The organism is Dolichospermum sp. UHCC 0315A (assembly GCF_008121535.1).
Classification (GTDB): domain Bacteria; phylum Cyanobacteriota; class Cyanobacteriia; order Cyanobacteriales; family Nostocaceae; genus Dolichospermum; species Dolichospermum lemmermannii.
This window is the reverse complement of record NZ_CP043056.1, coordinates 3986530-4013039: the sequence shown is the minus strand read 5'-3', so window position 1 is coordinate 4013039 and position 26510 is coordinate 3986530. Positions and strand designations below refer to the sequence as shown.

At 35.8% G+C, this 26510-nt stretch carries 23 protein-coding genes; 2 read left to right on the top strand and 21 right to left on the bottom strand.

The features are described from left to right. Positions 1-208 precede the first annotated feature (208 nt). The 21 genes from BMF77_RS19255 to BMF77_RS19150 form a co-directional block, all read right to left on the bottom strand. A complete protein-coding gene (locus BMF77_RS19255; RefSeq protein ID WP_148765048.1) occupies positions 209-1093 on the bottom strand; it encodes an FkbM family methyltransferase in 885 nt (294 codons plus the stop codon). Between the two features lie 168 nt (positions 1094-1261). Beyond that, on the bottom strand, positions 1262-2410 hold the full coding sequence (locus tag BMF77_RS19250; protein WP_148765047.1) for a glycosyltransferase family 1 protein: 1149 nt from the start codon (positions 2408-2410) through the stop codon (positions 1262-1264). Continuing rightward, positions 2401-3147, bottom strand: a complete 747-nt coding sequence (locus tag BMF77_RS19245) for a hypothetical protein (RefSeq protein ID WP_210422232.1) — start codon at positions 3145-3147, stop codon at positions 2401-2403. Before BMF77_RS19245 ends, BMF77_RS19250 begins: the two co-directional genes overlap by 10 nt. Before the next feature lie 143 nt (positions 3148-3290). Beyond that, positions 3291-4961 (bottom strand): GMC oxidoreductase, encoded by a 1671-nt coding sequence (locus tag BMF77_RS19240; RefSeq protein WP_148765043.1) that lies wholly within the window; start codon positions 4959-4961, stop codon positions 3291-3293. A 107-nt stretch (positions 4962-5068) separates the two neighbouring features. Then, positions 5069-5227: a hypothetical protein gene (locus BMF77_RS26870; RefSeq protein WP_168204466.1), complete on the bottom strand. Its 159-nt coding sequence runs from the start codon at positions 5225-5227 to the stop codon at positions 5069-5071. Between the two features lie 215 nt (positions 5228-5442). Continuing rightward, complete coding sequence (locus BMF77_RS19235; protein ID WP_168204465.1) at positions 5443-6753, bottom strand: DegT/DnrJ/EryC1/StrS aminotransferase family protein; 1311 nt, start codon at positions 6751-6753, stop codon at positions 5443-5445. 11 nt (positions 6754-6764) lie between these two features. Continuing rightward, positions 6765-7964: a glycosyltransferase gene (locus tag BMF77_RS19230; protein WP_148765039.1), complete on the bottom strand. Its 1200-nt coding sequence runs from the start codon at positions 7962-7964 to the stop codon at positions 6765-6767. Positions 7965-8445: 481 nt separating this feature from the next. Beyond that, the gene (locus tag BMF77_RS19220) at positions 8446-8832 is read right to left on the bottom strand and encodes an SDR family oxidoreductase (RefSeq protein ID WP_148765037.1); all 387 of its coding nucleotides are present in this window, start codon (positions 8830-8832) and stop codon (positions 8446-8448) included. Next, positions 8825-9136, bottom strand: a complete 312-nt coding sequence (locus BMF77_RS19215) for a hypothetical protein (protein WP_148765035.1) — start codon at positions 9134-9136, stop codon at positions 8825-8827. Before BMF77_RS19215 ends, BMF77_RS19220 begins: the two co-directional genes overlap by 8 nt. 119 nt (positions 9137-9255) lie before the next feature. Further along, the gene (locus tag BMF77_RS19210; protein ID WP_148765033.1) at positions 9256-10332 is read right to left on the bottom strand and encodes a glycosyltransferase; all 1077 of its coding nucleotides are present in this window, start codon (positions 10330-10332) and stop codon (positions 9256-9258) included. A 23-nt stretch (positions 10333-10355) separates the two neighbouring features. Continuing rightward, entirely contained in the window at positions 10356-11297 is a 942-nt protein-coding gene (locus BMF77_RS19205) for a glycosyltransferase family 2 protein (protein ID WP_148765032.1), read from the bottom strand. A gap of 77 nt (positions 11298-11374) precedes the next feature. Next, positions 11375-12205 carry an alpha-1,2-fucosyltransferase gene (locus tag BMF77_RS19200; protein WP_246862967.1) on the bottom strand — a complete coding sequence of 277 codons (831 nt, stop codon included), beginning with the start codon at positions 12203-12205 and terminating at the stop codon, positions 11375-11377. A gap of 68 nt (positions 12206-12273) precedes the next feature. Further along, on the bottom strand, positions 12274-13416 hold the full coding sequence (locus tag BMF77_RS19195) for a glycosyltransferase family 4 protein (protein ID WP_246862966.1): 1143 nt from the start codon (positions 13414-13416) through the stop codon (positions 12274-12276). Positions 13417-13556: 140 nt separating this feature from the next. Beyond that, positions 13557-15347: an ABC transporter ATP-binding protein gene (locus tag BMF77_RS19190; protein WP_148765029.1), complete on the bottom strand. Its 1791-nt coding sequence runs from the start codon at positions 15345-15347 to the stop codon at positions 13557-13559. A gap of 367 nt (positions 15348-15714) precedes the next feature. Beyond that, the gene (locus BMF77_RS19180) at positions 15715-16668 is read right to left on the bottom strand and encodes a glycosyltransferase (RefSeq protein WP_148765027.1); all 954 of its coding nucleotides are present in this window, start codon (positions 16666-16668) and stop codon (positions 15715-15717) included. Between the two features lie 124 nt (positions 16669-16792). Continuing rightward, on the bottom strand, positions 16793-17074 hold the full coding sequence (locus BMF77_RS19175; RefSeq protein WP_210422231.1) for a hypothetical protein: 282 nt from the start codon (positions 17072-17074) through the stop codon (positions 16793-16795). 21 nt (positions 17075-17095) lie between these two features. Next, positions 17096-17878 carry a phytanoyl-CoA dioxygenase family protein gene (locus tag BMF77_RS19170; RefSeq protein ID WP_168204464.1) on the bottom strand — a complete coding sequence of 261 codons (783 nt, stop codon included), beginning with the start codon at positions 17876-17878 and terminating at the stop codon, positions 17096-17098. Next, positions 17865-18422, bottom strand: coding sequence for a GNAT family N-acetyltransferase (locus BMF77_RS19165; protein WP_015080984.1), 558 nt, complete (start codon positions 18420-18422; stop codon positions 17865-17867). Before BMF77_RS19165 ends, BMF77_RS19170 begins: the two co-directional genes overlap by 14 nt. 12 nt (positions 18423-18434) lie before the next feature. Further along, complete coding sequence (locus BMF77_RS19160; RefSeq protein ID WP_148765023.1) at positions 18435-19388, bottom strand: hypothetical protein; 954 nt, start codon at positions 19386-19388, stop codon at positions 18435-18437. After that, positions 19385-20086 (bottom strand): WbqC family protein, encoded by a 702-nt coding sequence (locus BMF77_RS19155; RefSeq protein WP_015080982.1) that lies wholly within the window; start codon positions 20084-20086, stop codon positions 19385-19387. Before BMF77_RS19155 ends, BMF77_RS19160 begins: the two co-directional genes overlap by 4 nt. A 2-nt stretch (positions 20087-20088) precedes the next feature. Continuing rightward, positions 20089-21285 carry a DegT/DnrJ/EryC1/StrS aminotransferase family protein gene (locus BMF77_RS19150; protein WP_148765021.1) on the bottom strand — a complete coding sequence of 399 codons (1197 nt, stop codon included), beginning with the start codon at positions 21283-21285 and terminating at the stop codon, positions 20089-20091. 1432 nt (positions 21286-22717) lie between these two features. Between BMF77_RS19150 and BMF77_RS19140 the strand changes: the two genes are divergently transcribed. Together BMF77_RS19140 and BMF77_RS19135 are read left to right on the top strand one after the other, a co-directional pair. Next, positions 22718-24913 (top strand): tyrosine-protein kinase domain-containing protein, encoded by a 2196-nt coding sequence (locus tag BMF77_RS19140; RefSeq protein WP_148765019.1) that lies wholly within the window; start codon positions 22718-22720, stop codon positions 24911-24913. Between the two features lie 113 nt (positions 24914-25026). Next, positions 25027-25851, top strand: coding sequence for a WecB/TagA/CpsF family glycosyltransferase (locus BMF77_RS19135; protein WP_210422230.1), 825 nt, complete (start codon positions 25027-25029; stop codon positions 25849-25851). Positions 25852-26510: the final 659 nt, after the last annotated feature.

The following is a 26510-nucleotide window of genomic DNA, read 5'->3' as shown; positions in this document are numbered from 1 at the left end:
AGAATTTTTCCATTTGATGCAATAAATAAAGATGAATGGGGTAGAGAATAAGGGCTAGATTAGTACAGCAGATTCGACGTTTATGAGGTACAGTGACCAATTCAAATTCCAAGGTTTACAACCCACCATGAAATTGGTGTACCTCATTTACATCAAAAGTTCCGTATATGCACCATATTCATTTGCGAAATTTTGTCAATATTCTGCATTATTCAAACTTTACTTGCCATTGAGTCCTGTTTTGAAAATCCTCTACATTCTTGATGCCAATGAGATTTTCCAAACTTGATAAAGGCACATATTGATTATTTACAGGTATAAGTTCTTTTGCATCATTCTTTCTCTTGAAAAGTCTAAAACCAGATTTCTCAACCAATTTCAGGACATCTGAAGATTGATATCCAAAACTCTCGTAATTTTCGGGACACACTTCAAAGTAAATGCAATTTACTTTTTCAAGGGTTTCCTTGCCAGCTTCAAGAACATATTTTTCATACCCCTCAACATCTAACTTTAAGAGAGAAATATTACTAATCTCCTTTAAATAATTATCTAGAGATACAATTGGGACTTTGATGCTATTCTCAGATGTATTTGAAACTTGGTTTTTCTCATCTGTAAACTTATTGGTAAAGTAAATATATCCTTGGCTATTTCCTACGGCACAATTGTGAATTTGCACTCCACTTAAATTATTTAAATCCATATTTTCTTGAAGATATGAATATGTCTTAGGGTGAGGCTCAAAGGCTATGGCTTTACCAGTTTCTCCAATACATTTAGCTGCTGGTATCAGAGTAATTCCAATATTTGCCCCTATATCTATATATATGTCACCCTCTTTTAAGAAACTGGAAATAAACTCATAATCTTCCTTCCCCGCAGTTGGTTCGTACCAATAGAGGCTACTAAGTCCAGTTGGATGAAGAAAAATTTTATAGTCCTGAACATTAATCTTAATTTTAAACAACCTAGCAAAACCAGACCTTCCCATCAAACCTGCTGTTAAACGGCGCATTGGATGCTTGTCTTGAACTATTTCCCAAAATTTTCTTCCTATGAGCATATATTTTTCTCCAACAAATTTATTCATCTACAAAGCTATAGCAGAATTCAGGATTTATGAGTGCTGTATAGATTTTTCTGTAAATTTTGTATCTTAGTCCAAATTAATTTCACTATAAAACTTTGATGTATTTTACAGTAACACTGATATATGAATTATTGTAGACAAATTGGCAAAATCTCTGTTTAATCTTTTTCATAAATCATTGAAGATTCCTATTTTATAAGTTGCAAAAGTTTTCTCATAAATTCTTGCCACCTGCTCTGCTGTATTTTGCCAGTTAAAAAACTGTGACCTAGATAGTCCTTTCTCAATTAAGTTTGCATAAAGAGCAGGGTTTTTATAAAGCTCAATCACTGCATCTGCGATCGCTTGTGGACAATTCGGATCGATCATTATCCCCGCATCTCCTACTACTTCTGGCAAAGATGAAACATTAGAAGTAATCACAGGAGTACCACAGGCCATTGCTTCCACAATTGTTAATCCAAATCCTTCATATAAAGAGGGAGCTAAAAGCACATCAGCGGCATTGTAAATTTGCACTAGACGGGCTTTGTCTGGATTACCTAAATTGAAGATATATGATTCCAGATCGTGCGCTTGAATAAAGGCTTGTTGCTCCTGCGTAAATCTATCTCCTGTTTTCCATAGACATATTGGAAATCCCTGTTCTTTTAAGTCTTTTAATACTCGCAGGACTGTCAAAATATTTTTGCGTTGATGGGTGCTACCAACATTCAGCAAGCAAAAAGTGTCAGGGGAGGGCGTATACTGCTTGCGAATCTCGGACACCTCTGAAGTAGGAAGCACTTGAAATTCTGAAGTAATACCATTGAGAGCAATAGTGATTTTCTCTGGTTTAATCTTTAACATCCGGGTGATATCTTCAGCCGTATTGGTAGAAACTGCAATTACATGATTTGCTTTTTCCATCCCACTTACTGAATATTTCCACATAGCCGTACTCAATGCGGGAATCCGTGATTGATCTCGCAAAATTTCTGGATAGATGAACTGCACCAAGTCATGACAGGTGACAACTACCGGCTTATTAGCTCGATGTAGTCCATAGACGATATGAGCATCGCTTTGGTCAATTACATGAAAAATATCTGCCTCTAATTGAGAGACAGCGCGGGGATGTCGCCAAAAAGTTTCATAATATTTTTTAATACCTAAGCCTGATAGATAGAGTTTGTCAGAGCTATTCCAAGGAATGGGAGCAATTTCGGCAATTTCCCAATTTGGTCGCACTGTCCTTAATCCTGCTACTAGGTTGTCAGCATAGACATCTAAGCTAAATGCTGCTCCTGGTACTCGTCGGACAATCATTATTCGCATTGATTTTTCATCTTCTGGTCAGTGTTTTTGTATGGTTGTTGACCCCAGCCTCTATGCCAGATGTATGTCTTCTTCCGAGAGAATAGCCAAATAAACCAAGTGACAAAGAGAATTATTGCCCCAAGTCCCGGTATGTTTGCCAAAGTGACAATTTTTGCCTTTCGTCTCATGGATGGGGTATTTGCACTGAGACTGCTTGAGCGAATACGATACCGTAAAAGCATTTCCGGGCATCTTGCTTTGCGAACGATACCACTGGTACGAACCCACCACTCGCCACATTCTGCTTCGTAAAGCGATTCGTTGAATGGATGCTGTCTCATGGTTTCAGTTCGTACCATCCACGATGAGGGCAAGGGAAGATAGCGTGCCATAGCAAACGCCCGTATGCTGCCCTTTTCATTCGTGAGGTAGTGGTCAGCACCGACGAAATCGCACCCTAAGTTATTTGCATAGGTACGTTGAATCAGCGTTTTTTCCTGACACCAAACATCGTCACCATCACAGTATGCTACCCATGTCATTTTTACGTATTTTAAAGCTTGATTGCGAACCGCTCCTGGAGGGGCTAGTGGCATCCGAGCAATTTCTAATCGGGGATCTGCGATTAGAGAACCCAGTGTTGTCTCTACCCAAGTATTCTTTTCTTCAATGCAGAGAATGACTTGACCAATGGCGGGGTCTGAAATCACCGCTTGCACAGTATCACGCAAAAAGGGTTTTTCACGATCAGTCATTGCGGTAATGATAGCGGACACATCTTGACTGTCACATTTTTGTTTGCAAAGCATATTTTTCTAATTCTACAGGCTATTTTTTTATAAAACTTATTAATGCCTTATTAGATAAAGAAAACACATACAAATTTTACTGAATCGCTCTATACAAGGGTATTCTTTAGATAATCAGCTAATCTCAAAGCAAACGCCACAATCATAAATGTGGAATTGGCTTGACCAGAAGTTACAAAAATAGAACTACTGGCAACAAGCAAATTATCTAAACCATGAATATTACAGTTAGTTCCGACAACACCATCTTGGGGGTCTACTGACATCCGCGTTGTCCCAACTTGATGAAATCCATCTCCAGCTTGCTCCCAAACGCTAGCTTCAAGATCATTTGTCACATACTTTAAATAACCACAGTTATGCTCTCTGAGGTACTGATCCCAATATTTATGAGCTTGAACCACACCATCTATATCTTGCTGTGTAAACTGAAGATTGATATTCAGTCTTCGCATTCCTAGTGCATCCCTTTCATCTGATAGGGTGACAGCGCTATTGGGGTTAGGTATCTGCTCACTGTGATAGTGCAAAGGATATTCATTAGCAGCACTGTAGACAAACAAGGCCGGAATTTTTCTTTTGGCAATATATCGCCCATAGCCAAAACGAGGAACAAAAGCGATAGCCTGTTTAAAGTCTTTCAAAACATTCATAATATGCGCTCGATAGACCCCCTGATTCTCTTTTCCTATCGCAGCTTTTCGCATTGCTGTTGAGGTCAAGTAATTTCTCAACACGGGCATATTTAAGGCTAAATAGGCAGAAGATAAAACGCCATTTTGATGAGATGGATCACCAAATTTGGGAGATCCTAGCCAAGCTACAATATTGGGAAGTTGGTTTTTGTGTAAAAACTCGCGGGTGAAAGAGAAGCGACGGCGCACATAGATTTTGTCTGGATCTCGATCAAATCCAAAAACAGTATCCTTGGGTGGTGTGGTGAAATGTATAAGGGCAATATCTCCCGAAAGATGCCCCATGTAGAACTTTCCTAACAGCCCGCTATGGTTGCCGATGCCACCTGGATGCTGCCGATCAGAGGCAAGTAGTAGGCGAGTAGTGTTTAATGCACCACCTGCCAGTACATACTTTTGACATTTCACCCAAATATTCTTACCTACCAAGGTTTTGGCATGAAGTAACTCAACCTGAGTGCCTTGTTCATTAGTTTCAATTTCAGTGCAAGTTAAGCCATAAAGTAGTTTGATCTTTTGGGACTGCTGCAAATCATGAAAATATTCTTTACCAAAGTTGGTAGGGAGAGACCATCTTTCTAGGGTTGAGTTAAGTACCTCTGCATCAGGTAATCCTGGAACAATGGATTTCTGCTGGATGTTGGAGATATTTTTGATATTAAACTCTGACTGACCACAAAAGAAATAGTCACACGCCCTTTGAAAGTAACCTGTAATTTCCTGATAAGTGACAGGCCAATCTGAATTCTGAATATAAGGTCGCTGATCAAAATCCACAGGGTCGTAGGGCAAACAACGCCCACCCCAAATGATGGATGTTCCTCCCAATTGTCTGCGAGTACATTCTGACATGGGTGCATGAAATTGGGGATCAAAATGACTGGCTTCACCAAGATTTTGAATCTCCTCGGAGAAATGTAAACGTCCACTCTCGATGAGAGCAACTTCGTATCCTGCCTTAGCTAACTCTAAGGCTAAAACAATACCAGCCGGACCTGAGCCAACTATTGCAATATCTGCTCTGAAAGTAGTTTCATTTTCAAGATTTTCTGCATCAATAAACATTTTTATGATTATACCTTTAGTTTAATAACGTCAGTTGCCACATTGTCAGAATCAGGATATCCAGGATTAAAGGATGAACAGGATGAAAATAAGGCTTTTATCACCAATTACTTATTATTAGCCTTAACTTGCCAATATGAATGGGATAACCACGGATGAATCCCAGGGGCAACACTAGCTATATTGACAAAAAGCATCCCGGCAATTGTGATGCCGCGAAAAGTATCTAGGGAATGCAGACGAACCGATTGTTTGAGAGAGTGCATACATTGAAAGTTCCTGATGATCCAAGCGATTGGAAGTCACAACTACACAGACAAATCCTCAATGTAGTCTTAGTCCGCGCAGGCGGACTTAGTTTGTATAGCAGCGATTTCTGGTGTTGCTGATTAAGGGTATGAATTTTAGTCTCACGCAAAGGCGCAAAGACGCACTGAGGTTTGAGTTTTAAAGGTTCAATTTGGGAATTTCATACCTCAATTCAGCAACGCCCGATTTCTAATCGCCGAGGCTTGTTTTCAATAGTGGGGGTTGCTTTGGCAGCAAAATACTTGTGGATGACCTCAATATTTTTTTCCACTTCACGGCGGGAGTAGCTAGGATAGGTTGGCAAGTACAATAACTCTTTCTCAACTTGTTTGGCATTGGGGCAATCCCGATAAAACTCCTCAAATCGAGGTGAATCTGCGGTACTGGTAAAATGACCTGCGGCGATATCTCGACCTTGCTCAAACATAAACTTAAGTAGATCATCTCTGTGAGAATAGAGAACTGGAAACCAAAGGTAGGTATGAGAGCCATCATTACGGAGGGGAGGTAAGATTAAACCATGAATATCTTTTAGCCCTTCATAATAAATATGGGCATATTCGATTCTGGTTTTGATATTCCGATCAACATTTTTAATCTGTGACAAACCAAGACTAGCTTGTAATGAGGTAAATTGAGATTTGTAAATATCAGGAAGTTCTTTTGCTGGTTTACTTTCTTGAGGTTTTCTCCTAACTTTACTGTTAACAAATTCAACATTATTGAGATAACTGAACCGCAGAATTGGGTAGGTTAAAAGTTGAAAAAGAATAGGCGAACTAGCAATATCATGTATCAACCCTTTTTTAACTTTTTGGGTAATACCAGGCAGGGGAGGATGGGAAAATTCCTTTAATTCAGAACGAATTTTCTCAATCACATCTTGGCGATGAGAAACTACAACTCCTCCAAGAAACGTAGGTAGATTTTTGTGCATTTCCAAACTAAATACACCAACATCACTAATAGTACCAACTGGTTTTCCTTGTTCTTGTACGCCAAATGATTGAGCGGCATCTTCAATTATCGGGATATTGTAGCGATCGCAAATTTCTTTAATCTGGTGTGCTTTAGCAGCAAGTCCATGTAAATGAGTAATTAAGACTGCCCCAGTATTAGGATTAATTAGCCTCTCTACTTCAGCCGCAGAAATGTTACAAGTCTCTATGTCAACATCGGCAAATACGGGACGACCTCCCGCAAAAATTACCATGTTTATAACATCAACAATGGTATAAGGCGACAAAATTACTTCTTGTCCAGGCTTGATTAAGGCTTTGATAGCTAAATATATCCCCAGGCGACATTGATAAACACAAACTGCGTAATCAGTTTTAAATCTCTCGCAAAGTACCTGCTCAAACAAGTCAATTTTTTTGCTGTCTGGCCATAATCTTCCAACTAGGATGTAGTTCAAAAATGTGAGGTAGCTGTTGAGATTTGTATAAAGGCGATTCTTAGGATTAGGGCTAAAATTCAACATATATATCCTTATTAACAGGGTTGAAGGAGAATAGTTTGCCATAGAGAAATTAATCTATGGGCAATTTGTTCATGGGTGTAAAGTTGGTGTACTCGCGCCATACCATAGCGGGCAATTTCTTGTCTCCATTCAGCATCGTTGATTAGTCTGGCGAGGATATCAGCCAATGCACTGTGATCTTCTTCTGGAAATACCAAATCAGCACGACCAATGACATTGGGAATCTCACCTGAGTTTGAGCCGATGACGGGAATTCCCATAGACATAGCTTCTATGAGAACATGACCGAATTGTTCCTTCCACGTTGGGGTTGAGCGAGAAGGTAATACTAAGACATCAAATTGGCTCAGTTCTGCGGGGGCTTGCTGATGAGGAACTGCGCCTCGCCAGACGATGCGATCGCTAATTTGCAGATTTTCGGCTAGTTTTCGCAGTGCTGTTTCTTCAGAGCCAGAACCACAAAGAATAATTTGACTATTGATGCCGCTATCGCGTAATTGAGCAACTGCTCTAAAAATGAGGTCAATTCCTTTGCTGTGAGCTAAACGACCGAGAAAGCCGATCTGAAAAGTGGATGTATTGGCTGTGGGTGATTTTATGGATGGGGCAAAAAACTCTGGATCAACTCCCATTTGCGGCATTACTTCTAATAAGCCCCGATAGTTCCACTTTTCCATCACATTAGCTCCGTCTTGATTACCGGAGATAATTGCACTGGCACTATTCAAGACAAATTTGCATATCTGCCAACGAGCTAATGGTAACTGGCGCAATTGATTTTCCCAGCCAAAGATGATAATCGGTTTGTTGGTGATGCGAGCTAAAATGGCGACCTCGAAAGCGCAGATGGAAAAGACTTCTTCCTCGATTTGGATCAGATCGGGTTGAAAATCTTGCAATACTTTCCAGATGACCCAAGGGGCATATAAATGCGCTCCCACTCGCCCCGAAAACATGACGGGAGCCGAATAGAGATGCAGATGAGAATAAGGGCGTTCTAGTGGGATGAGACGATCCCATTCTAAGGCTTTCCAGTTACTGGGAGCAAGAAGACCGACTTCAATATTTTCCTGCTGTGCGATGGCATTCAATTTGCCCTGGTTAACACCGACAACATAGGCATGACTGACAAAAAGAACTTTTAAAACTTTGGCTGTTATATTAATTTGGGCTGTGGGCAAATTGTCACGGTGTTTTTGTTTTAGCCTCATTTATTTTAGTTGGTTAGTATTCAAAAAACGATTTGTTTAGGCAATCAGCGCCCGAATTTTAGTCACAGTCCAATCAAATAACTATCCCTCCACGTCCGACATGGATGAAACATTAGATGTAATCACTGGAGTACCGCACAGCATTGCCTCTAAAATTCTTAAGCAAAACTACTTCATAAAGAGGCGGTGATAATAGAAGTATTGGCTGCATGGTAGACTTGAATCATAATGTTTTTATTAACTCAAGTTGCTAGTTACCTCGTTAAGGCTTTGGTGAGTAATTTTTTGTTTTAATTCTGTAAATTCTTTAATCTTGGACATACTGATTCAGCCATTTTCCCTGACTAGAAACTTACATTATTAGCAGTACTAAAATCAAGATTTTCTAAGAATTTGGAAAATAATATTGGAGCTATTGGGAATTTTATCTATCTTTATAGTACCCCGTTGCCTATGTCTTTATCTTTCTTTTTAAAATTAACTACTTTTTTAGTATAGCAAAATTTTGAGAAAATTTCAGACGTTTTTTGAAAGTAGTAATTTCAGGAATAAACTTATATAAACGCATTAGGAACTTTTTGGAAGGTGAAAGAAATAATTCTGATTCATTATTTTTAATTGCAGCTTCAAGGATATGAGCAAACTTATTAAAGGAATTTTTGTGTGAGGGATTTACGCTATCAATAGCCAGTCCCTCCTGGGCAATATTCATCACATGGATTCCGTGGGGATATAGCTCGTCAAGTAGGGCTATAGATAAGGCATTAACCGCAGCTTTAGAACTACCGTAAACTGTTTGTGAGCCTATTGGATTATAACCTGCTAAAGAGGATATATTGATGATCATACCCTGTCCTTGTTCAATCATTATGGGTGCCACATAAAACTACATCCTCTCCTACTATCGAAATGACTTTATCTAAAATTATGGGGTGTATAGACAGTTGGTAGACTAGAGGGCAATGAACGTGCATATCTTTTACCCAGTTGACACTAACATAGCGCCAAAGAAAACCTGGTAAATAGGAAGAGAGTTTTTTTAAGACAGATAGTTTTGTTTTCTCTAACCGTAGTTTTTGGGTAATGAGGTTAGTTTCTTTAGCATCAAAAATATTAAATGGTCCTACATAACCTAACTCTTTATACTGCTTTAATTCATGAACACTTAACATTGAGTTTCTCCTTATTTTATCAAAATTTACCGATTTCTAATTACTGTAGTAGAATTACACAGACTACATGGGCGAGAAAGCTATCATTTATTTTGCTTAGTATTCAAGAAGTGAGTTCGTTAGGCAATCAGCGCCCGAATTTTAGTCACAGTCCAATCAACTAACTTGGGTCGGTGTTGTGGTGCATACAACCATGTAATTGCCGGTTCAGCTAGAGGTAATGGCATCAATCCCACCCAGATAAACCAGAGGCTGTAGAAAAGTCGCTTTTGCCAATTAAAGTTTGAGTATTTCCAGAGACAACGAATTCCGGAGTAAATTAAATTGAGTGGGCGATCGCTGGGAACTGGATGCTTGTAAGGATCTAGGCGTAAAGAAATAATCCGCGACCATAAACGTCCGAGTGAGCGTTGTTCTAAATCAGTAGGAACTTCATAGCCCAATGCTTTGGCTTTCTGGGTTAACAAAGCAAAGTTCTGTAAATCATGGCGCACAAAGCGTTGAAATCGAGCAGCCGTTACTGTTGCCAATGCCCACTGATTTGTATCATGAATTCTGTAAGCACCCAGTGGTTTTTCTATGGCAGCAACATCACCATAAAAAGGAACTTGAAAAGATAAATAGTCATCTGCGGTGAGTTTATATTCATCAGGAATGGGAAAAAGCTTTTCCAGAACCTGCCGACTTAGGGCATTACCACTAGTGGGAGTGCTGACATATCCACCTTGATCTAAGAGGATTTTTGACACCTCTCCATTGGAAAGAGGGGCAGATCCTTGGGGAGAAGAGTAACCAAGGGATTTTCCCATTTTATCAACAACCGTTAGGCGATAGTGGACTTTAGAAAGTTCTGGTTTCCAGACTGCAACGATTTCTTCAACTGCATAAGGGAATAAATAATCGTCCGCATCCAGAAAAATAATGATATCGCCCTTACTTTTGGCAAATCCACTATTAAAAGCCGCGGCTTGTTTGCCATTGGGTTGGAAGATGGGAATGATGCGATTCCTACGGAGCGCTTCGCTATCGCCATATCCATCAATAATATCACGGGAATTGTCGGTTGAACCATCATCAACAACAATAATTTCAGTATGAGGATAGGTTTGGTTAATGGCACTATTAATGGCTTCTGGCAGAAAGCGATCGTAATTGTAGTTGTTGATGATGATACTAACAAATAGTTGATACGGCATATTATTAATTTGCTAATAGGTTGCTAAATCAATTTAGCAATTGCTGGCGGTAAAAATAATTTCATGAACCTACGAATGCCACCCAAGCTAAATCTTTTAGATAACGGATAGTATTGACTAAAATAAATATCTATAGCTTGCTTTTTCTTCCCCGTATTAATTAACTGAATAATTGCAGGTGAAGCTTCTCTCTTCATCTCATAATTTTTAGCAGAAGATAGTTCCTCTGGAAAATCAGTCTTGAGAATTATATGGAAAGATTGTGCAGTGGAATCATCATTGATATTGCTAGACATTGAATTTTTAGTCCTTCGATACTTAGCAGTATATTTGTCCAAGAAGAAGAAATTCGAGTATTCAAAGCCCAATCGTAAACTAAAATCAAATTCTCCCCCATTTCCTACTTCTTCATAAGAACGCCATTTTATAGCCTTAGCGGCAGATGCCAGAATCATAAAGCAATCGTTGGGGAACTGGTGCAGTAAGGCAGCCTCTATAGACGATTTTTGTAATCCAGACCTGTCGGTAGTACGGAAGTAGAATTGATTAAGTTTAGAGCTAAGATTCTGGTCAATAGTACCTTCCTCTGACATAAAATACTGCTTGCCATAGGCTGTGACTAAATTGGGATGAATATCCCAGCAACTATTTAAGTCTTCTAGGGCATTAGGGAGCAATAAGTCATCATCATGAAGAAGAACTATTTTATCTCCTTTTGCTATCTCATATATAAAGTTGATATTTCCTGCCTGACCTAGAGAAGGAGAATGCCTAGTATAAGAAATAGGAATTTTGCATTCCTGCTTAATATCTAAAACTAGGTTTTCAGTTAGGTTATCATGAGAGTCATCACCTATGACGATTTCGATTGGTTGGAGAGTTTGTTCAAATACTGAATACAAAGCTTCTTGGAGAAGCTGAGGTCTTTGATATGTTGGAATACATACAGATATGGATGATTTCATTAATTTTTTCACTTGTAATGTGATAAGTAAAACCTATGTAAAAGAGGGCAAAAAGTTTTTTAGCAGCACGAAAACAGTTATTTGGGTATTACGGAATACTGAGAAATAGGATGTTTAGGTAATCCAATCCACTCAGAGGGAAGAAAGTCAGATAAAACAGGTTCTTGTTCATTCCATGGTTCAGGACGAACTACCAGCTTATCTTGATGCTCCCCTAACCAAGCTCCCCACCAACTAAATGTGCTATTTGCAATCACAAAATGCTTACATTGACTCATCAGATATAAAGATTTTGCGGGTGTAAATCCTTCAACATAAATAAATTGGCAATCAAGGTAGTCTAGGAGTTCACGACAGTAGGAGATATCATCAGAAAAAACAAAGATACAATCAATGGATCTTCTGTCTCGAACAAAACTAATTGCGTTAATATAATACTCATTTGAACATACACCCAATGTAGAATGCTGCAAAAAGTCACCTCTTCTGACGCTAACTGCAAGACATTCTGTTTGTTCAGTCAAGTATAAAAGTTTTGAAAGTGCTTCACATATAAATTCACTTCTTAAAGAGAATGCTTTAAGAATTAGATCCTTTTCTGGGAAGAAGCTAGGGGACTGAAAAAATCCTGTGTATGATTGATATGGTTGTGCAAAATCTAATTTATAATTATTTTTCTCACTTTCTATGAATATATTATTTGGCTTGTAAAACTTTCTGAGATTAGAATTATGCTGAACCCTATTAGTAAATGAATCCAGCTTGGAACAATATTCAAAATAGTTGAATACAGACAACTCCTTAAATAAAAACCTTGCAAATCCTTTGCGTGTAGATAAATGATCATCTAGCAAAACTTTAACCTTAAATCGCTGCGAAATATTCAAAGCTAAAGCCAGTTGAAACAACTGATTACCCAGCCGTCCGTTGAGTCTAACGAAAACTTTTTCGGCGTTTTTCATAATATTTGCAATTTTTATGCTATTGTCATGAGCAAATCTCTAACTTTCTGACCAGCTACTCTCCAGTTCAGGCGCGATTCGTATTCATTAAAAGCAGAGAGAGCCAATTCTTTGTATTGAGTATAGTTGGTAAAGATATTAAAAATGTATTCACAGTATTCAAAAGGATCACTATCCCTATCAAATAGCTTGCCATTCAAATCATCTTTGATAATTGTCGGAATTCCACCAACTCTTCTAGAGATACAAGGAACTCCTAGGGAATTTGCCTCAGCGAAAACAATAGGGGTACAGTCCGCTATTGAAGGTAGAATTAAGAAATGAGAATCGGCAATAAGTTGATATATTTTCTTTTTACCCTCAAGAGTAGATTTTGAAATAAAACCCAGAACTTTGACGAAATCAGGTAGGGGTTCGTCTTCAGTCGGTTGACAGCCAACTATTGTTAATTCAGTTTTTAAACCTGAATTATTCAGTTTTTTAGCCACCTCTAGGGCAACATCACCACCCTTACGAAACCAGTCAACTCCTAAAAATAAGAGTTTGCATTTATCAATTGGTCTAGATTCAATTGCAGCTTTAATGTCGTCAATATTGTGATCACTTTCAATATTAGCTCCAAAAGGTACAACTTTCACCTTTTCAGGATCGGCATTGTAATAGTTAATAGCCGTTTGGGCTGCCCATTCAGAGGAGTAAATTGCTAACTGAGATTTCTTGAGACTAATACTCTGAATTAAATGGGCATTATGGAGAGATTCTTTACAGAGATTACTATATACAGGGTAAAAATCTATTAAATTTGCAAAGGTTGCATCTGCCCAGAAAACAATCGGTTGATTACATTCTAGATAGGCAATTGAATCACTTCCTGCACTGAATACAACATCAGCTTTGATGCTGTTGAGATTTTTAGAAATTTGCCTTGCATAATTATTTAAAATTAATGGCTCGATATATTTTATATAGTTTTTTCCAAAACATTTGTAGTAACGACTTTTAAATTTATTCACAAATTGTAGGGTTAATTTATCCTCTAATGGTCCAATATAATCAAGAGGTATAGATTGCTTTTGAAGTGACTGACCAATATAATAGCCTATCCCAGCCCACTTATTGCTTAAAGTTTTTGCATCAAAATTAGTAACGTAAGCCATTTTCATTGATTGTTCAATCCTTTTTGAATTAAGATTATAAAGAATCTAAAATTTAGAACCTTTTTTGCTTTCTTCCACTAGTCAGGAGTCAGTGAAGCACGGAGATAATTTTTAAATCGGATGAAAAATGACATAATTTCTTATCTGCCTACAATCACTTCCTGGTAACTGCCTGATTTGAGAATTCGACCCTGTTCAAGTTGATAAATACAATCGCAATGCTCAATTGTGGAAAGACGGTGAGCAATAATAATGATTGTCTTACTACCAGCTAAAGCTTTTGTTGCTTCAGTAATCAGATGTTCTGTTTCAGTATCTAAAGCGGCGGTGGCTTCATCAAAAACCAGTATTTCTCTTTCGTGATAAAGCACCCTCGCAATCCCAACTCTTTGGCGTTGTCCTCCTGATAAAAGAACTCCCCGTTCACCAATAATAGTTTTCACTCCATCTGGAAGTTGCTCGACTACTTCGCCAAGTTGAGCCATTGCAATCGCTTTCTTTAATTTATTTTGGTCAATTAAATGATCAGCAACTCCATAAGCAATATTTCGTTCAAGGGTATCGTCAATCAAAAATATAGATTGGGGAACATAGCCAAGCATATTCTGCCAGGAGCGCAAATCGCTATAAACTGAAACTCCGTCAACTTTGATATCTCCAAATTGAGGGATAAAAAGACCGAGAATAACATCAACCAAAGTGGTTTTACCAGCACCAGACTTACCAATTAGTCCAATAGACTCTCCCTTGCGAATAGATAGGGAAATATCTTCTAGTACATTTCTTGTAGTGTTTGGATAGTGAAAAGTGAGCTTATCTAAAATAACTTTATCAGCAAACCGAAATGTTTGCTGCCCTTTTGGCAATAATTTGTTAGAAACTCTAGCAGAATCAAAGTTAGTTATCAGCTTTTCTTTTTCTAATTCTTTAAAATCGAAAAATAGTCTATCTAGAGAATAACTGCTACTTCTAATTACATTAATGCCAGAGATTAAATTTCCAACTGCTGGTAGCAGACGAACTGAAGCGAGCGCAAAAATTCCTAAAACCCCAGTCAGATTTTGCGTTTTATCTTGATTTAAGGTGATAAATAAAAATGTAAAGCCTATTAAGAAACTCATCATTAACGGCTCAAGTACAAAGCGGGGAAGATTACCATAGGCTGAAGCTAAAGTGTTACTTTTGGCATAAATTTTTGATTGCTCCTCCATCTGATCCTCAAAATAGGATTCGCAACCAATAATACGAGTTTCTTTCAATCCCCCTAATCCATGATTTGTAATCCGAATCATCTCCCCATAAGCATGAAACCCCTCTTTACTCCAACGAGCTAAACGGTCTTTCATTGGATGCAACAATCCAAAAGAAATAAGTAGCAGCACCGCAATAAGAACTAAGGCGATCGCATTAGTTTTGATTAAAAGCAGCATTAATGCCAGGACGATTACAGTATTAGAGATAAATGTCAAAGATGTAGATACTACACCAATAGAAACTGCATCTATTGTGTTAGTGATATTCTGAATAAGTGTTGCTGAATTAATCCGTAGGTGGTAGCCATAAGGAGCTTCGATATATGCTTTTAGAAGCTTACAAGACAGTTCTCTTTTTAAACTAGAGCTAAATTTGAACACTGCTTTTTGAGCATTAAAAGCCAAGAATGCTTTTAGATAAAAAGCAATAATAACTACTAATCCTAGAAAAATCAAAAATTGCTGTTCTGAGTTAAAATACAATTGTTTGTAAATTAAATCTAACCAGTAAATACTTTTGATTGCATCTGGACTGACAGCGATGCTAATGAATGGAGCAATCATGCCAGTTCCAAAAACTTCTAAGCTAGAAACAAGGATGAATAGAAAAAGCATCGCTACAAGCGATTTATGATTGCCTTTTGTAATATATAACAGCTTAGGGAGAAAATGAGTCATTAGTGCTTAATCCCTGATGAATTGGATTTATAAAGAGAGACATCTAAAATTAGGTTATTCAAAAAATTTAAGAATCTTTTTTTATGATTTATAGGACTTATTTTGTATCTTTTACGATGTAGAGAAATCAAACTAAAAGGTGAGGTAAATATGCTCAAGTAGCTTGACGGATGAAGAGTGGTTAATCATAGAACCGCTATTGCCAAAGAAAAAGCTGACTCGTCCGCAGACATGGACTAAACGAGAAATCTTAAAATCTTAGATGGTATTTTCTATCAACTCAGAACCGGATGTAATTGGGGAGACTTACCCAAAGATATGCCTCTCTACTTAATTATGTACGTGTACAGACTAAAGGATCTTGTTTTTATATGTGTACCAAATGGTCGCGCAATTCTCTGATAGCAGAACGGCAAAGCCTAAGAATTTTTTTAGGTACTTGCCTATAATCTTCACCATGGCTGTGAATTAACAAAAGATAGTGATATATTAAGAAGATTCTTATTTGTTTTGAGTTGGCTGCACTATAAACAACATTCTTAATTGATTTTAAAGTAGCTCGTCTTAGCCTTGATTGACTTATAGTGGCAGATTTATTAATTATTTTCCAAAACTCATAGTTCTGCTGATAGATTCGTGTCACACCCTTGGGCGCGTTGCCTAAGTTCCCGTATACACCTCCTTTATGAATTCGATAAACACTCATTACCTCATTGAGATATCTTATCTTTCCGTGCTGTGCTGCGATTAGGTATAGTCCATAATCTCCAAAAGGAAGAGAAGCAAACCAATCAGGCAGATTTTGAATCAAATTTGTCTTGATTACAACTGAAGCAGTTGCAATATAGTTGCTTCCTTCAAGGAGGTTATCCAAAGTGCTAACTTCTGGGGTTAAATCATCACTATTTAGTCGATTTTTTTCGGGATAATCCTCATTAATAACTGCGGCGTTATGAAAGCAAATGGCAAAGTCAGGGTTGGCTTCCAAAAAATCAACTTGTTTTTGCAGTTTAAGAGGATCTGTCCAATAGTCATCACCGTCACAGAGGGCAATATACTTAGATTTGGGAGTGGTAATTAAGTCAATACAATTTTGTGCTGCTCCTACATTTTTTTCTTGTAAAATTAGTTTTATCAAGTCAGGGTATTTATTCTTGTACTCTAATAAAATTTCTCTTGTGCCATCTGTTGAAAAATCATCTGCGATAATTATCTCCCATGCAAAATCAACTTTTTGCACAAGAAACCCATCAATTGCTTGTTTTATGAAATTCACATGATTGTATGTTGTCGAACAAACTGATAGTAAAGGAACGTCCATCTTATTTACCCTTTTCACACATTAGAAAAATACTTGAGCATAAATCAGGATATTGTTGTCCCAGTTGATAACACCCTTCCAAATATTCTGGGGAAATTATATCTGTACTTAATAATCTATCCCATTAAAAATTGGCAAGTGCTTTAAAAAATATTCCAGAGCGGTGAATTACAATATCAATAGCTTCATTTGAGGCTTCAACACAGGTAATATCTTTAAAAAGAGTTAACAATCTCCTTCTAAAATCTCCTTTAAAACTTCCTAATTCCATTATATTGCCTAAACGAAAAAATGGAGTAAATGACTTAATCATGAAAGGATGAATTACATCTAAATCGAAATCATAAATATATTTGTGATTAGATGTGTCTTTCCATTCTTGGTTGTAATCTCTGTTTGTAATCATAGTTTTAAACTCCGGTGATTATTAATCTTGTCCTGGACGATAAAAACGATTTTCCGGTTTTTGATACCACTCATCAAGTGTTGATGGAGTTCGAGAAAAGAAACCTATTAATTGTTGTAACCGAGAACTCATTTTTTCTAATTTATCATACCCTACAGCTCTTGGGTAATCTAACTGTTGTTTCATAAATGGTTTTGTCAAAGTTATAGTTATTGCTCTTCTTGCCTGATCAGTTTTGTTAATTCCTGCTGCGTGCCATAAATTTGAATTAAAAAATAAAATATCTCCTTTTTTCCCTAAAGCTCTATCCGATATATCATAAAATTCTTTTTCAGTTGGTTTTTTGTCCTGCTTATGAGATCCAGCTAACAGATAAGTAGCTCCGTTCTCCAAAGTAAAATCATCCAGCATGATTAACAAATTAAGCATCAATGGAAATTCACCTGAAAAAAATCGGACATCTCTATGAATATTTGCTACATAAGACGGCTTTTCAGGTAGATTTATAACACCTCCATAGCTATTAAGAATAAAATTGCCATTGAAATAATCTTTAATAAAATTAAATATTTCTGATTGGCATATTTTATCAATCACTTTTATATAAACCATGTCATGAGATGCAATTAAATGATGAACTGTTCCATCTGTAACAGCATCTATGCCATTTTTAATCTGAATCTTTCTACACAAATCATAACTTCTTGCAAGAGAGAGATTAATTTTATCAACAAACTTATCATCGAAGACAGAATCTATGATAGTAAATCCGTATTCTAGTAAACTATTTTTATGGCTGTTCATGATTATTTGCTCCATATATGTCCATGAATTCCTCTCTTAAAATACCTAAAAATATTTTATCAACAAATTCACCATTCCTAAAGTACCAATTTCTTAAAACACCTTCTTTTTTCCATCTACATTTATTCATGAATAGATTCAAAGATGGCTGATTATTGGCAATAATAGTTGTTTCTAATCTATTTAATCTTAATTCATTAAAGGCATAATTCATTATAGCCACAACTACATTATAACCGTATCCTTTACCCCGATAGTTTTTATCCAATAATAAACCATGTTCAGCATTACCATCCTTATAATTGATATTAATAAGATTTGCCATTCCAATTGGAACATTATTTTCATTGAGAATGATAAATCTTTGATTGTTAGAATTACATGAAAGAGATTTATACCAAGTTTGTTGATCATTCATACTAGTTGGAAAATGCCAACCTCCAAGCATATATTGAATTTCTGGATCATTTGCCCATACTTGAAGTTGTTTTAAGTCTTCTGCTTCTATAGCTATTAATATAACCTTTTCACCGTGAATGTTCATTCAATTCTACCTTTAATATTGTTCAAATATAATCGTTACTATTTTGCTTAAATCATCTTCAGCATATCTTTGATCTATTGGTAGATGAATTATATTAGTAGTAAATTTATATTCAATATTATCTTCATCAACCCAATCCAAAACATTAGACCAATATTGTGCTGTATATACTCTATTTTCAATCAAGATTCTCCTAATAGTTAAATCATCTGTATAAAATGGATAAACCATAGGAACTTGATCCAAATTGAGTTTAAAATCTATTTTATTTAAATCTTTTAGAGCAATATATAAATAATTATAATTGTCTCTCCTACAAGCAGCAACATCTTGATAGTCTATTGAACTCAGCATTCTTTGAGTCAACTTTGACATCCTCAAAATAGGCATATTAGACAATGATTTATCATTGTTTATAAAGAATGAATAACCATTTTCCGCATTCATATCAATCCTACGAAGTAGGTGTGCAAACCTTTCATAAGAAATATCTTGTTCCAATTCTCTTTGAATAATCTTAGTAGTGTATAAATATGCTCCATCAGCAACACCAAAAAACTTTCGAGGTGAATAAAATGTATCAGTATCTTCTAAAGGTTCTGCATAAAAGGCTTGGGCATTATCTATGATTAAATTAGCACACCTCATTTTTAACGTATAGATAAAGTCATCTTTAAGCCCAAAGTAGTTAGTATATAAAAAACATTCGTCTTCTTTAATTAATGAAAAGTCAAATATGGGTTCAAATTTTTCATTAATGAAATAGAATTCATGTAATAAACCTAATTTTCTTACCGGCTCTACTAGAGCCTCGCAAGTGTAATAAGGTAAATATATTTTCTTGTAAAATCCTGAGATTAAGATATATTCTAAGGCATTTCTTCCAGTATTTAAACGGATAGCTTCAGAATGATATTCATTTTTCTTATCAAGTTCCAAGCCAAAATATCCACCTATTGCATTCATATTAATTCATACTCCTGTAGCATTTCTCTTGTTTTTTCAACTGAATTAAACATTAAAACATCAATAATTGAAAGCCAAGGAACAAACTGATTTTCAAATTGTTTGTATTCTACTAATTTGGGTTTGATAAAAGATAATGTTATACCATTTTCTTTAAATACATCTTTTGAGTATAATGTCTCTCCTCCAATTGAATTTATGTAATGTTTCGAGTCCAAGCATTTATTTATAGCAATAACTCGTTCTTCTCCTTTCAATGTATTATCTTTATCAATTTCTGAAGAAATATAAAATTGTGTCCCTATATCTAAATAATTGCAAATCAGTATTAAGCTTTGTGTGATCATATCTGATATATTCAGTTCGTCAGTCAATAGTATACACTCTAATAATTTTTTGGTATTTGAGTAAAAGGGAGCTTTTGAGTAAGCAGAGTCAACTATTTTGAAGAGTTTTTCTTTCTCCTTATCCAACTTATTTGTAAAATATCTCTGATTGATGTTCAAAAAAGTAGAGTCGTTCTTGATGCTAAATGTAAATAGATGGGCTTGCGTATTTAAGAGAATTCTGTTTCTATTTATCCACCCACCTTTTATATACTGTACATCATCATAGATGATAAACTTGTCTACTGTGTTTATAAGTTGAAAATATCCAAAGTACGGAAAAAGGTATGGTTGCATTATTGCCAGTTTCATAATTATTCAGAATCTCTATTTGTCTCTTTGATTTCGTTTGCAACTACAATTTGAATAATTTGACATATTTTACTAATATCATCTTCTGAAATCGCTGTTCCTGTCGGCAAAATCAGAACCCTTTGCGCTAATTTCTCTGTCTCAGGTAGCAGCAAACCCGCATGAGGAAAATAAGAGCGATATGGTTCCATGCGATGACAACCAGGATAAAAATATCTCCTAGCAATCACATTCTCAGCATGAAGAATCTTAATTAATAAGTCTCGACTAACCTGAGTCTTCTCCTCATCTATATCCAAGATAATATATTGATAGTTATGCTTCTCAGATTCATTGACTGGAAATAATGATATTTCTGGAATGTTAGCTAAACCCTCTTGATAATAATGATAATTACGGCGATTGACCTCAATAAACTCTTCCATATTTTCTAAAGAAGTCAACCCCATAGCGGCTGATACTTCGGACATTTTACCATTAGTACCTAAGTAAATGACCTTATCAAAATCAGAAAAACCAAAGTTTTTCATCAACCGCAATTTTTGATTTAACTGATCATCATTGGTGACTATTGCACCTCCTTCAAAGGTATTGATAAATTTAGTAGCATGAAAGCTAAATACCTCAGCATTACCAAAATTACCAATCATTTTTCCTTGATGAGAACAGCCAAAAGCATGGGAAGCATCAAACATTAGTTTGAGTTGGTGCTTGTCAGCAATTTCGGTCAAAGATTCAACGTCACAAGGCTGTCCCCAAACATGGACACCCATAATCCCTGATGTATGCGGTGTAATTAAAGACTCTACTTTCTCCGGATCAAGGGTATGGGTTTTAGGGTCAACATCACAAAAAATCGGTGTAATCTCTTGCCATTGTAAAGCATGGGCTGTGGCAATAAAGGTAAAAGAAGGAATAATTACCTCTCCCTTTAACTCTAAGGCACGAATGACCAACTCTAGGGCGATAGTACCGTTACAAACAGCGATACAGTGCTTAACTCCTAAATAATCAGCAATCCGCTGTTCAAAGTCTTGCACAAATACCCCATTGTTAGATAACCATCGGCGATCTAACATATCATTAATCCTGTTGAGAAGAATATCTCGATTTCCAATATTTGGACGACCTACAAATAGTTTTTCTTTAAATTTTGGCTCTCCACCAAAATATGCAAGTTCGGAAAGTTGATTTAGCATTAGATTTATTCTCAGGAAGATAAGTAAATTAGGGTAATTTAATTGAACGTCCAAAAAAACAACAGGGATTTTACTCAGGTAAGAAAATTTTCCTATCAATTCATTACCCAGAAATCTTTAACACTTTTACCGCCCAGCATTCGAGATTGTCTATAGGTAAACTCTCCCACGGAAGGATTACGATGGGGATGAATTACACCTGTTGCTTGTTGCCAAATTTCTGCCGGTGCAAGAGATAATTGATATCTAGATTCATAGTCATGTATGGGACATTTGATAGCTCTACGTTTAGAACGTTTCCGATTTCAATCACACCTTTTCTGCACTTTAGCCTCCTGATCACTAACTAAACAATAGATCATAAGAGGGTTGCACGGGAAGGACTGAGATCAAAAAGACCATCAAAGTCCAACTCCTGATTCAACATTGTTTGAGGTGTTAATTTTTTAACTAGGAAATGTGTATTTATTGACTTACAATTCTTAGTAAAAACAGCGTAATTTAAGATTAGATTAAATCAATCAAGAGTTGTATTTTTTTGTTCACACTTTTATCTAATATTTTCTAATTGGTTCATTTAAAGAGAATTTTGTGCATCTACCTTTTTTAACCCTAGACTATGTTTTAAATTAGCATTTTTGCATAGTCTATTGTAGACAAATTGGCAGAAAGTTTGTAGGCTTGCAGATGAATTTCAAAAATCTACTTTCTCATATTTGAGTAGATATATCTGATAATTCAATCTCTATATTTTGGAATAAAATTCTGGTAATCAGATGATGTGTCTGAATTTATAAATACTGGGTTAAAAGAATTAAATGATAGTTCAATACAAAAGTCAATAGCTAATTTCCGGTTTTATGTTAACTTCATACAATCTTTATAGTTATTAACCAAAACTATGATGATCACGGTTAAATTATAAATATTTAAAGAAGATATAACTTATTTCCCAGCGAAGTTATAAATAGTATATTTAGCAAATTAAAGGATTAACGACATTTTGCCAATTTGTCCACTCTAGCTCATGAAACAGTGGTAGATTAGAACTTAGTTAAGTTTTACAGATTCTATATCAAAGTCAAATTATTTGCCAGTATTCTGGTTATTCTATGAAATTACATTCATGAAATACAGGATTTCCATTTAACTCTTAAGAAAATTATCTGCATTTGCATATTCTAGAGTCCTCTTGTCTGACTACACAAATAATTATAGCTAAGTAGGTGGGCGGAGGAAAATCAAAATATATTTCGTTTTGTGAAATGGCTAAGACTCAACCACAATAACGCATTGAGGTAAATTTACATATTGTTACACATTTTGATTATTTCACGTCCACCTACTTAATAGTCATATATAAAAATTAAATATGACTTAGTAATTAAGATACTTGATTAGAAATTAAATTAGAAATTATCTAAGGTTTGATATGATAAAAAAACGCTATTCTCAGCAAAATTTAGCTCAACTAAATGCACAGCAACGTCAATCTAAGCCTTTGATTTACACAGATCCATCTGAAGAAGGTAATGAAGGTGGATTGAACTTAGGTGAAGTATTAGCAGTTATTCGTCGCAGAATACCGATAATTATAATTGGCACAACTACCATTGCGGCTGCGACGACAGGATTGGCTTTGACTAGCACTCCCACTTATGTCGGTAAATTTGAACTTTTAACTGAGCCGATAACTGCTGAAGATAAAGTTGCACGAGACGATAGATCAAAAATAGATGAGACTGCTAATAAAATTGATGAAACTAAGTTGAAGATTTTACAAAGTCCTAAATTGATGTCTCCTCTCACTGAAAAAGTGCAAAAGTATTACCCAGGTAGCAGCGCACCTCAACTTAATATCAAACTCCTACCCAATACTCAAATTTTAGAAGTTAGTTATCAAGATACCGACCCTAAAAAAGTTTTGTTTGTATTAAATCAAGCATCTGAATCATACTTAAAATATAGTTTAGATGAACGCCAAACAGAAACTAAATTAGCAATTAATTTTGTGGAAAAGCAATTGCCGCAACTATTACGGAATGTGGAAACTCTCCAATTAAAACTACAAAACTTCCGTCAAAAATATGGTATTATTAATGCTGAGATTCAAGGACAGCAACTTGCTAATCAATTTGATCAAATTGTCCAAAAACGGGTAGATAATGAAATACAATTGGCTAGAACTCAAGCACTTTATAATAGTCTCCAAGAACAGTTGCAATTAAAAAGTCATGAAGCAGAGGCTATTTCAGCCTTGAGTGAGTCTCCAGATTATCAAAAGCTACTGAGCCAACTTCAAGATATAGAAGCTACAATCGCCATAAAATCATCTCAATATACAGAAAATAGCCCAAATATTCAAACCCTGCTCATTCAAAAACAAAATTTATTGGATTTAATTATCAGGGAAAAATTGCAGATTTTGGGAATGAAATTTGCAAATACAACTATGAATTCTTTGTATTCAGCCCCACCAAATTCGGCTCGTTTGCGAGAAATTCAAAAATTCCTCGATGCAAGTAAGCAAATTCAATTATTAAAAACCCAAATCCAATTTCTTAGTCAAGTTGAAAGTTCTTTACAAGAGCAGGTTAGACAGTTTCCGGCTATTATTCGTGAAAAAGATGATTTAGAACGACAATTAAAAATTGCTGTTGATAACCTCAATCACTTTTTAACTGAACGGGAAAGATTACGTATAGATTCAGCCCAAAAGCAGATACCTTGGCAGATACTTACTCCTCCTAGTCAGCCGGAGAATCTTGCACCGAGTACCATCCGAAATTTAATTTTAGGAATAGCTTTGGGGTCATTATTAAGTACGGGATTTGCCTTATTTATAGACAAGCTTAATAACGTATTTTATAATATTGAAGAGGTTAAAGACAAAACTAAACTACCAATATTAGGGAACATTCCTCATATTAAGTTTGCTAAAGGTGGTCAGCCTTTTCAAAACCATAATACCTCCCACTTTTGGGAATCTTTTCGCTCTGTTTACACAAATATTTCTCTGCTCAATGGTGATAATAATATCCGCTCTCTAGCAATTATTTCAGGTGATGCTGGAGATGGCAAATCAACAATTGCTTTTTACTTAGCTCAGACAGCAGCAGCTATGGGTAAACGGGTGTTACTGGTGGATGCAAATCTGCGTAATCCTAGTATTCATAAAATGTTGGACTTACCGAATAAACAAGGATTAAGCAACATTATTACTGAAGGTTTGAATTTTGAAAATGTTATCCATAAAAACATTAGCGGTATCAGAGAAAAAAATTATGACCCTAAGAAAAGAACTGTAAAAAATACAGGAAAATTATCTTTAGAGCATAATTTGTCTATCTTAACTACTGGTCAAATCACCACAAATCCGACAATTTTACTTTCATCACCTCAGATCCAAGATTTGACAGAACAATTTAAGCAAAATTTTGACTTAATTATCTATGATACATCACATCTATTGGGTTTTGCAGATACTAGTATCCTGATGAAGCATACAGATGTAAGTATTTTAGCCATAAAAATAGGTGAAACAAAATGTTCTATTTTAAGCAAGGTATTAGAACAATTAAATTTCTCTTTTACTCCTATTTTGGGAGCAATTACTATTGATTCATAAGGATAAAATGCGAAATTACTATTACTAGAAAATAACTCGCATAATTGTCTACTAGCCTTGATTTTTTAAACATTCTGTGCAGATTTTTGTGAATACAAGAATATCAAAAGTATATGCTAACCGTAAACAAACAAAGTCAAATTCAAGATGTCAGTCCATATCTCAACCTGGAAACTCCAACAATTGATATAATTGGCTCTCCTGTGACTGCGTTACCTTTTGAGGTACAAATAAACATCATTTTAGAATGGGCTATGAGCAAAGTCAGCAAAGTTATTTGCGTAGCTAATACTCATATGCTAGTAGAATCTTATTGGCATTCTGAATTTTCCTCTGTTTTAAAGAATGCAGATATTGTTACTCCCGATGGTATGCCACTGGTATGGATGCTAAAACTAATGGGTGCAGGTACTCAAAACCGCGTTGCTGGTTTGGACATTCTGTTATCTTTATGCAAATTAGCCCCACTCAGAGACATTCCTCTTTTTTTCCTAGGTGCTGATACAGTAACTCTAGAGAAGATGCGAAAGAACTTAATGGATCTTTTTCCGAACCTGAAAATTGCTGGTATGGAGCCTTTACCATTTCGTCCACTCACATCTACAGAGGATGAAGCTATGATCAAAACAATTCACGATAGTGGTGCAGGCATAGTTTTATTGGCTTTAGGATGTCCAAAACAAGAGTTGTGGATGAATCAACATAAAGACAAAATTCAGGCTGTAATGATTGGTTTAGGGGGAGCATTTCCTGTTTTTGCTCAGAGTCAGAAAAGAGCGCCCTATTGGATTCGTCATTTGGGTGGGGAGTGGTTATATCGTCTGACTCAAGAACCATCCAGACTATTTAAAAGATATATGACAACTATCCCAGCTTTTATCTGGTTAGCTTGCAAGCAAATCTTGAATTTGACTCTACTTCAATACTTAAGGTTATAGCCACAGCTTGGTCGTGCAGAAAACTCCTGAAACACCTATAAATAAAGGATTATTACCGAAACTCTTGTAGTGCGGGCATCTTGCCCGCTATATACGCTATATATATATCCCAACATAACACCGGAAAGTGCTGTATTTATTGCATTCATTTCTCTTCCCTAGGGAGGATGCTAAATGATTAGTAGCTAATTTGAGACAAAAATATATTCCTGGGGGCAGATGACTTTGTATATTCTTTCGTAGTTGAATGCAAAAGAGACTAAATTTGGTAAAATCAGGTAAATAACTCACAATTTACCTATTTATCAAATCTCGCAACCTCCAAATGTACACAAATATTAATTGACAATAGCGCAATTTTATGTTTCTACGTTCAAATTTCAGGGTAGCTCAATTAAAAAGCAATATAAACAACAATCATTTGTTTTATGCAACTAAGTTGAAAGTATTTAATTTTTATTGATAAAATTAAAATTATTCAATATTAAATGCGAATCTGCCAAGATTAATTACTAATTGAGATAATAGCAATTATCAAGATTGTATTAACTCTTCGCTATAATTTTATCTTTCCTATTGCTCAGTTTATATCTAAAATTTGTCCGTGAATCGGTACAGATTTTAGTAATGGCTAAAAACACCAAAATCTAGTGATTGGA